At 38.8% G+C, this 13,939-nt stretch carries 15 protein-coding genes; 8 read left to right on the plus strand and 7 right to left on the minus strand.

Translation table 11 applies throughout. The features are described 5' to 3' along the window. Positions 1 to 48 precede the first annotated feature (48 nt). The 3 genes from WAX86_RS16090 (at position 49) to WAX86_RS16100 (ending at position 2,013) form a co-directional block, all read left to right on the plus strand. Positions 49 to 861, plus strand: coding sequence for an alpha/beta fold hydrolase (locus WAX86_RS16090; protein WP_005304727.1), 813 nt, complete (start codon positions 49 to 51; stop codon positions 859 to 861). A gap of 112 nt (positions 862 to 973) precedes the next feature. Next, positions 974 to 1,432, plus strand: coding sequence for an isoprenylcysteine carboxylmethyltransferase family protein (locus WAX86_RS16095; protein ID WP_158134117.1), 459 nt, complete (start codon positions 974 to 976; stop codon positions 1,430 to 1,432). 74 nt (positions 1,433 to 1,506) lie between these two features. Then, on the plus strand, positions 1,507 to 2,013 hold the full coding sequence (locus WAX86_RS16100) for an N-acetyltransferase (RefSeq protein ID WP_341489675.1): 507 nt from the start codon (positions 1,507 to 1,509) through the stop codon (positions 2,011 to 2,013). Between the two features lie 89 nt (positions 2,014 to 2,102). Here the strand turns inward: WAX86_RS16100 and WAX86_RS16105 are convergent, their stop codons facing one another. Then, positions 2,103 to 2,621: a hypothetical protein gene (locus WAX86_RS16105; protein WP_138242572.1), complete on the minus strand. Its 519-nt coding sequence runs from the start codon at positions 2,619 to 2,621 to the stop codon at positions 2,103 to 2,105. Between the two features lie 86 nt (positions 2,622 to 2,707). Then, a complete protein-coding gene (locus WAX86_RS16110; RefSeq protein WP_138222393.1) occupies positions 2,708 to 3,598 on the minus strand; it encodes a LysR family transcriptional regulator in 891 nt (296 codons plus the stop codon). Positions 3,599 to 3,707: 109 nt separating this feature from the next. Here WAX86_RS16110 and WAX86_RS16115 point away from each other — a divergent pair, with 109 nt between their 5' ends. From WAX86_RS16115 to WAX86_RS16135, 5 genes are all read left to right on the plus strand, one after another. Further along, on the plus strand, positions 3,708 to 4,016 hold the full coding sequence (locus WAX86_RS16115) for a monooxygenase (RefSeq protein ID WP_086958781.1): 309 nt from the start codon (positions 3,708 to 3,710) through the stop codon (positions 4,014 to 4,016). Between the two features lie 4 nt (positions 4,017 to 4,020). Continuing rightward, complete coding sequence (locus WAX86_RS16120) at positions 4,021 to 4,392, plus strand: hypothetical protein (protein ID WP_341489676.1); 372 nt, start codon at positions 4,021 to 4,023, stop codon at positions 4,390 to 4,392. 1,076 nt (positions 4,393 to 5,468) lie between these two features. Continuing rightward, a complete protein-coding gene (locus WAX86_RS16125; protein WP_341489677.1) occupies positions 5,469 to 6,308 on the plus strand; it encodes a hypothetical protein in 840 nt (279 codons plus the stop codon). A 123-nt stretch (positions 6,309 to 6,431) separates the two neighbouring features. Continuing rightward, entirely contained in the window at positions 6,432 to 7,265 is an 834-nt protein-coding gene (locus tag WAX86_RS16130) for a macro domain-containing protein (protein ID WP_341489678.1), read from the plus strand. Between the two features lie 2 nt (positions 7,266 to 7,267). Next, entirely contained in the window at positions 7,268 to 7,834 is a 567-nt protein-coding gene (locus tag WAX86_RS16135) for a TIR domain-containing protein (RefSeq protein ID WP_341489679.1), read from the plus strand. A 294-nt stretch (positions 7,835 to 8,128) separates the two neighbouring features. Here WAX86_RS16135 and WAX86_RS20300 read toward each other — a convergent pair whose 3' ends face one another. The 5 genes from WAX86_RS20300 to WAX86_RS16155 form a co-directional block, all read right to left on the minus strand. Continuing rightward, the gene (locus WAX86_RS20300) at positions 8,129 to 8,644 is read right to left on the minus strand and encodes a TIR domain-containing protein (RefSeq protein WP_376788119.1); all 516 of its coding nucleotides are present in this window, start codon (positions 8,642 to 8,644) and stop codon (positions 8,129 to 8,131) included. Positions 8,645 to 8,646: 2 nt separating this feature from the next. After that, positions 8,647 to 9,474, minus strand: a complete 828-nt coding sequence (locus tag WAX86_RS16140) for a macro domain-containing protein (RefSeq protein ID WP_341489680.1) — start codon at positions 9,472 to 9,474, stop codon at positions 8,647 to 8,649. A gap of 763 nt (positions 9,475 to 10,237) precedes the next feature. Continuing rightward, positions 10,238 to 11,635 (minus strand): amidohydrolase, encoded by a 1,398-nt coding sequence (locus tag WAX86_RS16145; protein ID WP_005304731.1) that lies wholly within the window; start codon positions 11,633 to 11,635, stop codon positions 10,238 to 10,240. Positions 11,636 to 11,857: 222 nt separating this feature from the next. Further along, a complete protein-coding gene (locus WAX86_RS16150) occupies positions 11,858 to 13,216 on the minus strand; it encodes an MATE family efflux transporter (protein WP_005304733.1) in 1,359 nt (452 codons plus the stop codon). A gap of 89 nt (positions 13,217 to 13,305) precedes the next feature. After that, complete coding sequence (locus WAX86_RS16155; RefSeq protein WP_341489681.1) at positions 13,306 to 13,923, minus strand: hypothetical protein; 618 nt, start codon at positions 13,921 to 13,923, stop codon at positions 13,306 to 13,308. Positions 13,924 to 13,939 lie beyond the last annotated feature (16 nt).

Below are 13,939 nucleotides of genomic sequence, written 5' to 3' on the forward strand. Positions count from 1 at the left end.
TATAAGTATACCCAGTTACGGGTTAACATTTGCCTCGAAGGATAAAGGATGCAAACATTTTCTGTTGGTTCTCAAACCATGACGTATTTAGACCAAGGTACAGGCCCTGTGATTGTCTTTGGGCACAGCTATTTATGGGATCACAAGATGTGGCAACCTCAGATAGATGTACTTAGCCAGCACTATCGCTGTATTGTTCCTGATTTGTGGGCTCATGGTGGTTCAGATGCTGCGCCAAGTTCAACCAATACGTTACGCGATTATGCCGATGATGTTTTAGCTCTGCTTGATCACCTAAAGATTGATAAATTTGCCATTGTTGGTTTATCTGTTGGCGGTATGTGGGGGGCTGAATTAGCAATCAAAGCTCAAGGGCGAGTGCAAGCGCTGGTTATGATGGATACGTTTATCGGTTATGAGCCAGAGGTAACCTGTGCCAAATATTTCCAAATGCTTGATACTATCGCTGAATTGAAGATGGTACCGCCACCGATGATTGATGTGGTAACGCCAATGTTTTTCGCTCGCAACGGTGAACAGCAAAACCCTGAATTAGTCAGTGCGTTTCGTAGCTCATTAGCGGCACTTCAAGGTGATAAAGCTCAAGCCGTTGCACGAGTTGGCAAGATGGTTTTTGGTCGTCGTGATACATTTGATGATATTGAACATTTGCAATTACCGACACTGATCATGGTAGGAATGGAAGATATGCCTCGTCCACCGCTAGAAGCGCAACTAATGCATGATGCGATCAAAGACAGTGAATATGTGGTTATTCCACAAGCAGGACATATCTCTAACCTTGAGCAGCCAGAATTGGTCACAGAAAAGCTGCAACAGTTTTTAGCAAAGCATATCTAACTGTGATCATAATTTGAGACTGAAAATGATTCGTAAAAGCATGCATTCAACCGCATGCTTTTTTATTACTCTGTATGCAAAGTAAACAACAATGTTTGTGTAGAGAGGCAGCATGATCAGACTTGAAAAGAAAATTCCGCCCTTGGTTCAACTCCTTATTATGTTTTGCCTGCTCCCTTTATTTTCTGATCGCAGCGTATTCACTACGCCTAATCCAATCTATTTGATGCTAGCACTAACATTAATGATTGCTGGTTTACTATTCTGCTTTTCTGCGGTTTATTCGTTTCGTCTTGCTCAAACTACAGTGGATCCAATGGTACCAGAAAAAGCGAGTGAACTGGTTCAACATGGGATATTTAAAATAAGTCGAAACCCTATGTATATTGGTTTTGTGCTCTGTTCAGCGGCTCTTGCGATGTGGTTGCAAGCCCCGCTAACTTTAGTTTTTGTCTTGGGTTTTATCTGGTATTTAGACCGATTTCAGATTCAACCAGAAGAGCGAGCATTGTGGTTGCGTTTTGGCAATGAGTACACGAACTACCAGAAAAAAGTGCGAAGATGGTTATAATTTTTTATTGACCTGTCTATAGCTTTACACTTTATAGTTTAGCCATATACATAATTAATAAAGAATATAACGCTATGAATATTAGAGCTGAAAGCCCATTAGATATCGAACAGATCGAATCACTAACTTACGCAGCATTTGAAAATCACCCACATCATGAACCAGGCGCAAAGCCAACAGAACATCTCATTGTAAATAAACTTCGTGAGAGTAATGCGCTGACTATTTCGCTTGTGTGTGAAGATGATTCGCAACTTGTCGGGCATATCGCATTTTCTCCTGTACGCATTAATGGAAAGAAGAGCCAATGGTGCGGCCTTGGACCGGTATCTGTGATTCCAAGCCAACAAGGTAAGGGGATTGGTCATGCGCTTATCCAACAAGGAATAGTACAAGCACAAGAATTAGGTTTTAAAGGTGTCGTTCTTCTCGGTGAGCCTGAATACTATACTCGCTTTGGGTTTACACCTTCACCAAAACTGACTCTTGATGGTGTGCCGCCTGAATTCTTTTTGGTTAAAGCATTAGAAGGTGAGATCCCATCTGGTGAGGTAAGCTATCATCCAGCATTCTTCGAATAGTTAATAATCACGGTATGAAGCCAAATAAAACTATCAATCTATTATTTGGCTTTATATCTATGATGTTTGTTGAGCCTAACGAGATGAAATCATTCAGGAATATCTTTGTTAGCCTGACAAGCAACCGAGACATCGTGCTCTAATTGATCTTTTGATACTGGCTGTAAAATTAACTCATCATCGGCATTATTAAGCTTTAGAATAAGATGATCCTCCGCTCGGAATAGATCGCCTGAATGAAGCGTTTTTACGTCCTCATCAATAAAAAACTTCCAATATCCTTGCTGAGCAAACACATCACCATCTTTGATAAACTCAACATGACCATTCGCGATAAAATCAGTACAACCATGATGACCATTCGACTCTAATAGGGCAAAAGTGAACTGGTTCTGGCCTTGTTCGTTTTTCTCGAAGTACAAAGCGCCAGCAACAATTCGTTTCCCTATTTTTTGCGGCGTTTTAATCTTCCATGAGCCATAAATAGTATCATTTTGGATGTCATTAAAGATTTCTTCTTGATTACCATTTGTGACAGTGTCACTTATTGCAGATGGAGCATAAGCGAATAGGGCAGTAAGAAGCATCGCCGTTTTGACTATTTTCATTTTCAAAATCCATAATAAGCATGGTTTTATTATCTTTGAATATGCTTAATAGGCAAGTAACGAATTGTCAGAGTAAAAATGCGTTATCAAACTCGCGAAGCCGTGCTTTCTAATAGGGTTTTGTATAGAGCAAGGGCTGCGGGGCCACTTTTCGCGCCTTTGGGCAAAGTTAGATGTAATGCAACTTGATACTGACTAGAATATTCAATATTGATCTCTTTGATCTTGCTGCTTTGACGTTGCTCTATAAGGTGCTTTGGTAATCGACAAAATCCAACACCTTGTTCTACTGCAGCAAGGGCGTGATCAAAATTATCAACCGTAATCCGCTGATGACCTAATAGCCAACCAACATTTTGTTTGTCTTTATCTGAAGGACCTAAATCTCGAACCACTATTTGACTAATTGTTGCAAAGTCAGCCAAAGATATATGTTCTTTTTGCGCTAGAGGATGGTGAGCAGCAATAACGGGTACCATAGTCGTTGTCCCGAACGCTTCTGCTGGATAGTTTGTAATAGGTAGATTGATGATAGCGATATCTGCAAGTTCATTTACCACCATCTCTGTAGTCTTACTTAATGATGTTTCAATAACTTGAACTGATGTCGTACTATTTTGAGTAAGAAATTGACTAAGCGGCATATAAAGCCAACTTTGATCACAAAGATGATCGATAGCAACAACAAGCTGAGATTCTACACCACTGCTAAGTTGTTCGCTGATCATTTCAAGTTCTCGTGCTTGCTCTAACATTGATTGTGCACGACGTAATAGAGCCTTCCCATGTTCGGTTAATCCAGCTTTTCGACCTTTCACCTCAATAAGATTAATACCTAGCTGATCTTCTAGCTTTTTCACCGAATAAATAAGTGTGGTGTGGCTTTTATTAAGAGCAATTGCCGCAGATTGTATACTGCCTGATTGTTCGATAGCTTGTAGGGTTTGCCATTGTTCTAATGTTGTTTTAAATCTCATTGGTCAGTATTTTCGACAGGTTATGGCAAAATTATGAACTTTTTTGTCAGTTTTATAAAGGTAATAATCCAACCATCGAAATGAATTATTGATTTAGGGGATACTCACTGTGGCAAAGTTATTACAAGTTGATTTTGAATTTCATGGGCCTTTTGGTAAGGACATGTCTGATGCTTTAGTTGCATTAGCGCACTCTATTAACCAAGAACCAGGAATGATTTGGAAAATTTGGACGGAAAGTGAGAAAGATAAGTTAGGTGGAGGCATTTATCTCTTTGAAGATGAAGAGACAGCACAAGCTTACTTAGAGATGCACACTAAGCGCTTACAACAAATGGGGGTTTCTGAGGTGCGTGGTCAAATTTTTGATATTAACGAACCTTTGAGTTTGATTACTCACGCGCCAATGGGAGAGTAGGGTGATGACAAACCGTACCTTTTTAACTTTCCATGGTGTGATATATGCGACCTTTGCTGTGGCGTTATTTTTTACACCAACAGTGATGCGGCCTATGTATGGCGTGCAGATAAATGATCAGTATGCGCTGTTTCTTTCTCAGCATACTTCAATTTTTTTAGGCGGTATTGCTGCGGTAAGTATAATGCTGCGTGAGATTGAATCAGGTAAAACAGCAAAACAGTTATTGAAAGCGTTACTTATTACTAATGTGCTAGGCGTAATCATTACGTTGTACGCTTGTATTAAAGGTATATTTGTTGGTTTTGGCTGGAGTGATCCCGCATTCTTTTTACTCTTGAGTGTGTTGACGGTTATTCAACTGAAGAAGCAATGAGGATTGAAGTATTTCTGGTGTTATTGCACCAATAGATTCTATGTTTTCATGTAAGTTATTGTTTTTTTTAATGGGTGATAACTTGTTATGATTTTGGTTCACTATCGAACAGTCAAATCAGCAAAGCAAGTTTTGTATCAAACTCCCTAATTTGTCAAATTGCGCTAAGGGTTCCAACACAATTTGGTACGCACTGAGTCCCAAATTGAAACCAATGCCTATTATGGCTGTTGAAAGTTAAGAATGTTGTTCAAGTACAGTCTCGTCCTGAAGTGTTTCTACACCATTCCAAGTTGAATATTTCATAATGGAATGGTCTTTCCTTTTGGGTGTAAATAATAAGGCGTTATGTGTTGTTTTGTATGGAAAGTCTATTGATTTTTCGTATTGTTATATAGATAATGAATTAAGAGATTTGATGCGTATTGATGGCTCATTTATAGGTAAGCTTGGTAGATATTAAGGCTGGATTGATGACTAGTTGTTTTCGATAGAAAGCTATGAAACTAGCACATTAATGCCCCTTTCCTTGTTTCGACCGATTCAGCACATACACCACCAAGGCTTAATTTGACTTATTTTTTCTAATCTAACTCCGTGACAAAATTCAATTGCTTGAGTTTGTTGAAGCGAATAAATCATTTAATCCCATATATGTAGGCCTTTTCAATTTTGAGGCTATATCCCCGAATTCGCATATGTCGTCGAACTTCTTCTAAAATTGGTTCGCAATCTCGCCTGTCTTTTGCTGTTTATTTATACAGTTTATTAGGATTAGGTTAAGTACAAGTATGTAAAATGGCTTGTTTTGTCGAGGCTTCAGTCTAATTTGTCAATAAATTAAATAGATAAGTTGTTGTTAAACAAAGACATGGCGATAATCTCGCTGAGATAATACGAATAGTTAAAAAGTGTTAACGCGAAGGCTTGTTTTTCTGGCGGTACAAAATGAGAGTTATGGTGAATAACTCAATATTTTTAATGGCTTATGGTGCTGGTTTGAAAAAGTCATCTGCCGGTAAAACGAGACTGCGTGTGATTAAAAATGTTAGCTTTTCATGTAGTAAGGAGTAAGATTGAAACTAAAACTTAACCTTTTTCCTGATGCAGGTTTAATAAGAAGTAGTTTTCGTACACCTCAACATTATGATAGGGATATTCAACAAAAATTCCGTGAAACCACTAATATCTCAGAGGTTGCCAAATCTTTAAGGATTCCTTACGATGATGTCATCAAATGGGCAACGATGAATAACCTTGCAATACCTTGGCAGCCAAAGGCACGAAATCAAGAGGGAAAATACCGAGGTAGGATTGGTGAAATTGCATTTTTGGCTATGTTCGATGCCCTTGATATGAATGACATTGAACCAAATCATCCTGATTATGACTTTGAATATATGAATTCATTGGTAGAGGTTAAATCAACGTCACCGAAGGAAGGTTCTAAAGGGAGCGCAAAGTTGACGCAAGGAAGCGCACCTGATGTGTATTTAATATTCAAGTTCAATAATATGGGGGTATTAAAAAACGCCTATTTATTGCCAGTTGATGTAATAACACACAGGCCTAAAGGCATTCCAAAAAAAGTTACTGTATTTGAGAATCAATGGATCAGTCGGTTTGAGATTTCATTCTCTGACTTAGGTATTTTCTTTAAGATCTACAATTATTATCAGAATTACTTTAAAAATCCACCAATAGCTCTACCAACCAATACTAGATTTGAAAGTAGAAATGATATATTTTTCAAACTGTCAGAATTTATGACTTTTGAACAAGAGCTTAGCGTTAATGCATTATTTTCTAATAATTTCAAATGGTGGTTAAATTTGTTTACTGCACAAATATACTATGTGCGTAATTTTAGTTCGCTACCAGTTTGGACATGGGAATCGAAACCTACGCAGAGATAAAAAGCTAACAAAAACATCAAGGTGCCGCATTACACTCGGCGGTTTGGTATGGAGTTCAGTGCGCTTGGTGAGTTCATCGTGGCGCACCTTATGTTCGACGTCATACGATTAAAAGAGGTGGCGGTGAAATTTTTGAAGTTATTTTTACGTAACACATTGATCGCACTCGGAATTACAAGTAGTGTTGTGACAGTTTTATGGGCTATTTTTTCTGTTCAATTGAATGAGCTTGTCAAAGGGTGTGAATGGTACTTTTTAGGATTTATAGTCTTAACCAATATTATCTATGGTGTCGTTTCAGTATTACCTAAAACCAAAGTAAAGTTAAAACTAGGAGAGAACCTTAAGGTTGATGTGAGCTTTGGTGATATTTTTGAAAAAGACGGCATTGTTGTTATTCCTGTAAACGATTACTTTGACACATTAGTTGATGAAAAAGTTGTTAGCTCAAATACAATTCATGGAATTTTCGTAAAACGCTTTTTTGGTGGTAATGAAAAGCAGTTAAAGCGCCTGATTTCCTCCTCATTGAAAAATATAGTGCCAATTGAAATTAATAAGGCTAGAAAGCAAGGAAATCAATCTCGTTATCCGCTTGGAACAGTAGCTTGTGTTCCTTACAATGGTAAGAGTTACTACTTAGTTGCTTTAACTAGATTTAATGGAAACCATCGTGCAGAAGTAACAAAATCCGAATATCAGAGAGTTTTATGCGACTTGTTTGACTATGTTGAGCAGAATTCACAAGGAAATAGGGTTAATGTTCCTTTGATAGGTGGTGGGCATTCTGGTTTAGATTTACCTAAGCAAAAATTGTTAGAGTTTTTGCTTTTGTCGATTTCATTGAATGATAAATTGTCATTAATAAATGGGTTAGAGGTTGTCCTGCATCAAGGCATTAAGAATGAAATTAGTCTTAATATAGTTCAGAGTTACTATGAAAAATTAGAGAGTTAATTATGGCATATAGAAATGGTACATATATCGCGTTTCACGCGAATAGTACGACAGATCCTACGGCCTCAGACATTAAGTTCTATAATTTGATGAAAGCATGGACGAATAAAACTGATGATGATTTCTCATTTATTAATAGCCACGATAAAACTTCCGCCGTACGTGACGGAAGCAAGAGAGTAACATTACGCTCTCGTTTAGTTACTAGGCTTAATAATTCTAAGCATCTTGTTTTAATTCTTGGTAAAACAACAAAAGATGATACTGATTGGGTGCCGTTTGAAATCGAGCATGCTATTGATAAGTGTAAATTACCCGTAATTGTCGTATATGCGTCATCCATTTATGATACTGATTATGCTGTACGAGACCCTAAAAAATTATCACATTACTGGCCGAAATCATTAAAGCAACGTATTGAAAATGGCTCGGTTAATGCCATCCACATACCTTTTAAAAAAGCCCCCCTAATTGATGCAATAGGTCAGTTTAATGTCAAAAAGCAACCATCAGGCGGTGGTTATGGCATTTACAGTGAAGCTGCAAATTCAAGCTTTGGTTTGAAATAATCGTATAACAAGCATTTAAGAGTGATTCCCAACGCTTGGCATTTTCGGTGTCATCGTTGGGTTTTGTGTTTATGGTGCTATGGTTAGGTTTAGTTGTACGAGGGCAAAGTGAGAGCATACTAACAAAATCGCTTAAGACGGAGGCAGTTTGATTGGTATTTGCACTTCTGTGTTTGCTTGTTTTGGGATTTTGAAACAAAAATGAGTCAGATTTTAAGCTAACTAACATGCTGCTCAATTAACAAGCAAAGTATGCTCCCGTCCTGATTACGAGAGTGGTAACTAACTAGTTCATTAATTGGTTATCGCATCTTTTACAGCGTTGTAATCCCAGTATCGTTTAGAGTTTTCTATATATTGCATCGCCTTGTGAGTTCCTGAATACCTAATGACCTCTGGACACTTATTTTTGTCAATTGATGCAGCATTATATAAAACGACAATCTTTAAATTGTCACGAACAGCTTTAGCGCACTCATGCTCTATGTAGCTGCTATAACTAACAGTTTTCCCCCGGACACATCGACTTTGATAGGCGTTGTAGCTACCACAGTACTGACAACTGCCATTTCTAGCTGTTTTTGTATTTGAGCCAACAATGAGAACGAATGTTTTCGAAGCATCTATCCTGGTATTAAGGGAAGTCTTTATACTGCAATTTAAACTACCATCTCGAGCCTGCGTTATGTCATGGGCGTCAGTGAAAGATAGAGACCAAAAGTTACTGTCATTCCATTTGTGAAGTTGCTCGATGGCATTTCTATCACCGTCCCATTCAGCGACTAGATATATTTTTGTTCGTCTAGTCAAGTTTAATCTCCTTGTAATCTGTAGAAATTAATTTTGTCAGCTTTAGATTCGTGGATCAAAATGGTTACTGTGGAAGGGTAAGTGAACTTCATTCGACTAACTTTGAATGACCATATCAGCAACTCAAGTAACTCTTGTTCTGAGATGGTATCGTAGCCTTTAAATCTGGTAATGCCTGAGCCCAGAAGAGGGATAACAACTGAGCGGCCGGAATAGATAATGTCAACTTCATTCCAAAAATTGAGCAAAAAATCAATGTAGTCATCGATGTTCAAATAGGCTCTATTGTCAACGTCAAACTTTGAAAATGCAGTTAAGAGAAAATCATCTTTTTCGTAGATTGTGCCAAGTTTGTATTTTTTATTTTTACCTTTTTCACGGTCATTATTTGTATCAATAACTTTTTTGTTAAGGGCGCTGTCGTTATCGAGTGTATTGTCGAATTCGGCTAAGTCATCGACCTGAGTATTAATGTAAATGCCATTAAGCGATCCTTTACTAATAATATCGTTATCAACGATAGAGTCGAAGTATTCATTAAAAGCAATTACCTTCAACCCCTCATTACTGAAGATATCACCAACTTTTATATTGATCTTAGAGTTGTTGATTGTCAGTGATGCACATTTTCGTGAATTTGCGCTGAACCACATATAAACATATACAGCGGACAGGAACAGAGCGAGACATACCCCGATAGTAAATCTGGTGCTGTTCTCATCAGGAACCTTAATCACAATTAAGCAGAAAGAGGTTATAAGTCCTATCAGGGACAGAACAGCAAAGTAGTTCTGCCTTAATTGAGCATCGCAAAAATTAACTTTTTTCATGGAACCCTTATTCGTCACCGTGGTAACTTTTGTGCATGAAAAGAAATCATAGATTACAAGTCAATGAAAAAAGCAGATTCAGATCAAACTGTTACTACATTCTAAATATTGAGGTTATCGGATCGTGCTGTTCGTATAGGGAGAAAATTTTCTATCTTATCGTTGTTAAAACGGCATTCGCTCCTTGTACTTACCGACCACTTAAACGACAGAGATTTCCTCCATTTGGTGCTCACATCTAATGTGTATTTCAAACGTCGCAAGCATCTCGACAAAAGCCTTTCCCGATGCCGAATCTGTCTACTCGATTGCTATATGCGTGTGGACTGTAGATACTAATATGAACAGGTTTTGCCATATCAAAAATAATCCGTTTTTTGCTAATTTAAATAAATACTCTAAGAAGGTTCTGTCCAAGTATAATCTAGCCCCATAAACAGGGGCTAATATTCCCACCAAATGCTTTGCCAACTGCACAACCTTCTAATTAACACTCACAGCAATCTCCAACAATTCATCGACGTTAAACACACTATTTTCTTCTATTAAGGTTGGAATACTGGACTTAGTGATGACGAATGCATCATGGAGATGAATTTGGATTCGACTGGCTGACCATTCTCAAATAAGGTCAAGGTTCGATGAGTGAAGGTCTATGTGCCATCTCTGTTGATTAATGTACTCATGATGGCGAGTACCACCATAAAAACAAAAGGGAGACACAATGCCTCCCTTCAAATTTCAATATAAAATCATTCAACCATTACTGAACGATTTCACCGCTTTCAATGACCGTTTTACGAACAGTGTCTGCATACTTTTGTGCTTCAATACGGATCTTCTCTTCATCGACGGTTAATACGTCACGGTTTTCCATCAGCAGTTTACCGTCAACAATCGCGTGTTTAACGTTAGTGGCATACGCTGAGTAAACCAGTGCAGAGTATGGATTGTAGACAGGAACCATGTTCGGCGCTTTTGTATCAACTACGATAACATCAGCTAATTTACCCACTTCAAGAGAACCGATTTTATCTTCCATATGAAGAGCACGAGCAGCACCAATGGTCGCCATTTCAATCACGTTCTTAGGTGGCATTGCAGCGCGATCTTTATTTACCAACTTGTGAACTTTAGCAACTTGGTTAAATTCATCGATAGTGCTTAATGTATTACCCGACATTGGACCATCAGTACCTAGACCAATACGAAGACCTTCATCAAACATCTTCATCGCAGGGGCTACGCCTTTAGCTGACTTAATGTTCGCACTCATATTATGCGCAACACCAACATCGTGCTTTTTCAGAATTTGAATGTCTTCATCGTTTGCATTAATAACATGAGCACCCACAAAGTTAGGCGTTAATGCACCAATAGACTCCATGTATTTGATAGGAGATAGGCCGCCAGAGCGCTCAGCAATCACTTGGTTTTCACGCTCAGATTCAGCAAGGTGAGTCATCACAGGCACGTCATGTTTAAGCGATAGCTCAGTGATCTTCTGCAAAATCTCAGTGGTATTAGTATAAGGGCCATGAGGAGCAAACGCAGGGGTAATACGAGGGTGGTCTTTATATTGTTCAATAAAGTTTAGCGTATACTTGATGCCATCTTCTGGTGTTGCCGCACTTGCTACTGGGAACTTGATGATGGTTTCACCAAGAACGGCACGCATACCAATTTGATCCACGGTTTTTGCTACTTCATCTTCAAAGTAGTACATGTCAGCATAAGTAGTCACGCCGCCTTTGAGCATCTCAACGTTACCCAGTTGCGCACCGATGCGAACCATATCACGAGATACTAGCTTTTTCTCAAGAGGGAAGATGTAGCGATGCAGACGATCAGGCACATCATCAGCTAATGAACGAAATACCGTCATAGAAACGTGAGTATGGGTATTAATTAGACCTGGCATAACGATATCGCCATCAGCATCGATAGTTTTTGCTGATTGGTACTCTTTAATGTCAGAGCCATCTGTTACGGCAACGATCTTATTTCCTTTGATAGCAACTAAACCGTGGTCAAACACAGTTTTGTCTTTATCCATTGTCAGAACTTGAGCGTTCTTAATTAATAGATCAACATTTTCAACCGCAAAAGCATAAGAAGAGGTTGCAGCTAACGATACAGCAAGTAAAGTTTTTTTGAACATGAAGTATTACCGTGAACGATGAATTTCGCGTTGATAATACAGAGCAAAAAAGTATTGCAAATAACTATTTCATTTCTTGCTTTTCATTTGTGATCTCGATCTTAAACAATCTTGTCTTTGAGTCAAAAATGGGTTAAATCACCAGTTTTTTGCAAAAGAAATCGTTTGCATTAGTGATTTATCCCAAAATTTATCAACCTATAATGTGATATAAAACCAAGCTCATTTGTTTTCGTTTTGATAACTTTTTTGCTCTTTTATCATCTGTCCAGCCATCCAGATAACCAATAATAAACTGCATACAGGAAGTGCTAGCCACACACCAGTTACACCCCATAATTTGGCAAAAAGAATGACAAAAAGCGTTATAAAGATCAGTTTACCTCCTGTAAGAATGGAAGCTTGCTTGACTCGATTAATCGATTGGAAATAGGTTGCACCAACCAAAAGCAGTCCTTCAAAAGGTAGACCCCAAAAATAGAGCTGCATGCCTTGGACAGCCTCTGGTAATAGGGTCGGGTTATCACCAGCAAAAACAAATACTGCAGTTTCTGGAAAACTATACAGGACAACAACACCTAATAGAGAGAAGGCGATGGTAATAGCAATGGCTAAATTACGAGCTTGCAATACTCGCTGTTGTTGGCCTGCGCCATAGTTAAAGCTAGTGATAGGTTGAATACCAAGAGCGATCCCTTCAAATACTAAATAGAAGAAAGATTCAGCATAGGTTACGACGCCATATGCTGCGACATGAAGGGCACTACCTACCGTTAAAAATGCTTTATTGTGGAGCATTAATACAACCGATAAATACATGTACATCAATAGGCTAGATGTGCCTAACTTAATAATACGAACAACAATGGCTACCCGAAGTTTTAACGTATTCCAGGTGATTTTTAGTTGGGTTCGGTCGGAGAAAAAATGTTGAAGACACAAAATAGCCGTAACCGCTTGAGATAACATAGTGGCAATAGCGGCACCAGTTAGCGCCCATGGGATCACGACAATAAACAGCCAATCTAGGATGATATTTAAAACACCACCCAAAATCATGATATAGGTAACGCGATTAGGTTGACCATCGTTGCGTAATAGTGCTGAGAAGGCCATCGATAGTACGGCGAAAGCACCCATCGCAAAATACCAAAACAGATAATCGGTTGCCATTTGTAAGATATGGCCTTCAGCCCCAAGCCAGATCAAAGCATATTTGCCGTAATTAATGCCTAAAATACAGGTAATAAGAGAAATAATAAGAGAGAGGCTAAAAGCGTTTCCGACAATAAGTTGAGCTTGCTTTTGTTTACCTTCACCTAATTTCATTGAGACTAGTGCAGATGCACCCATACCAATAAGAGCACCAAGGGCATACAAAATCGAGCCAATTGGGTAGCCAAGAATAATGGCTGCCAATCCATCCTCACCAATAAAGTGACCGATAAACATGCCATCTATTGCGACGTAAACACCCGTAACCAACATAGCTGCAATGGTTGGTAAACTATAGCGCCAAAACAAAGCATAGATAGAATCATCGCGAAGGGCTAGAGTGGCACTATTGGCGTGCGAGGTCATAACTTCAGTCCTTGAAGTGAGAAGAATGGTTAAGTGTCCGAATAATATCGGCTAATTCGAGAACAATAAAGAGAAAGTCTGGGTATTAACTAGCGTCGTTGATATAAAGCACTCATGACAACGTAACGTTTTACACGCGTTTGGTGCTTTATGTGTATCAAAGGGTGATGCAGTTGACGATCCATTACGAGCAGAGGGTAATGATTTTGATTCAGCAGGTGCGAGAGAGTCTCATCTGCTGGCAATAAGCGAACTCCTGAATGAAGGTAATCTTGCCAATCTTCAGGTTGTTCATCTAACCACCATGCAGGAAGCTCTTTACTGGCTTTGGTTCGATCAAACCAATGATCGGCCATGACCAGAAGGTAGCTTGAAACCCGCTCTTTAGGTTGCTGAACAACCAGATCAATGGTTTCAATTAATGCTTTACGAGTGGCAAGGTTAGCACTGAGAAAATGATGAGCGACTAACCAAAGTTCACTATCGGTCGTCGTGATTTTAAATAGAGACTTCAGCTCTAACGGTTGGCTAATTTCAGCTTCTATACCACGTTGCTGCAGTCCACTTTGAATTCGACGTAATAGCGCTTTGGCGATGTGCTGTTCTCGCATGCCTCGGTTATGGATTGTGGGGTATTGCTGTTCACACAGTTGTAAGCAATCTTGCATAAATTGCTCAATACTGAGTTCCAGAATATCGCTAATCACAAACTATAACCTCAAC

It is taken from the genome of Photobacterium damselae subsp. damselae, assembly GCF_038086725.1.
In the GTDB taxonomy this organism is placed as follows: Bacteria; Pseudomonadota; Gammaproteobacteria; order Enterobacterales; family Vibrionaceae; genus Photobacterium; species Photobacterium damselae.

What these genes read in the sequence shown, in the direction of transcription:
- WAX86_RS16120 (WP_341489676.1), top strand. Translation starts at nt 4,021, where the DNA reads ATGACAAACCGTACCTTTTTAACTTTCCATGGTGTGATATATGCGACC.
- WAX86_RS16135 (WP_341489679.1), top strand. Translation starts at nt 7,268, where the DNA reads ATGGCATATAGAAATGGTACATATATCGCGTTTCACGCGAATAGTACG.
- WAX86_RS16090 (WP_005304727.1), top strand. Translation starts at nt 49, where the DNA reads ATGCAAACATTTTCTGTTGGTTCTCAAACCATGACGTATTTAGACCAA.
- WAX86_RS16110 (WP_138222393.1), bottom strand. Translation starts at nt 3,598, where the DNA reads ATGAGATTTAAAACAACATTAGAACAATGGCAAACCCTACAAGCTATC.
- WAX86_RS16100 (WP_341489675.1), top strand. Translation starts at nt 1,507, where the DNA reads ATGAATATTAGAGCTGAAAGCCCATTAGATATCGAACAGATCGAATCA.
- WAX86_RS16140 (WP_341489680.1), bottom strand. Translation starts at nt 9,474, where the DNA reads ATGAAAAAAGTTAATTTTTGCGATGCTCAATTAAGGCAGAACTACTTT.
- WAX86_RS16105 (WP_138242572.1), bottom strand. Translation starts at nt 2,621, where the DNA reads ATGAAAATAGTCAAAACGGCGATGCTTCTTACTGCCCTATTCGCTTAT.
- WAX86_RS16150 (WP_005304733.1), bottom strand. Translation starts at nt 13,216, where the DNA reads ATGACCTCGCACGCCAATAGTGCCACTCTAGCCCTTCGCGATGATTCT.
- WAX86_RS16145 (WP_005304731.1), bottom strand. Translation starts at nt 11,635, where the DNA reads ATGTTCAAAAAAACTTTACTTGCTGTATCGTTAGCTGCAACCTCTTCT.
- WAX86_RS16095 (WP_158134117.1), top strand. Translation starts at nt 974, where the DNA reads ATGATCAGACTTGAAAAGAAAATTCCGCCCTTGGTTCAACTCCTTATT.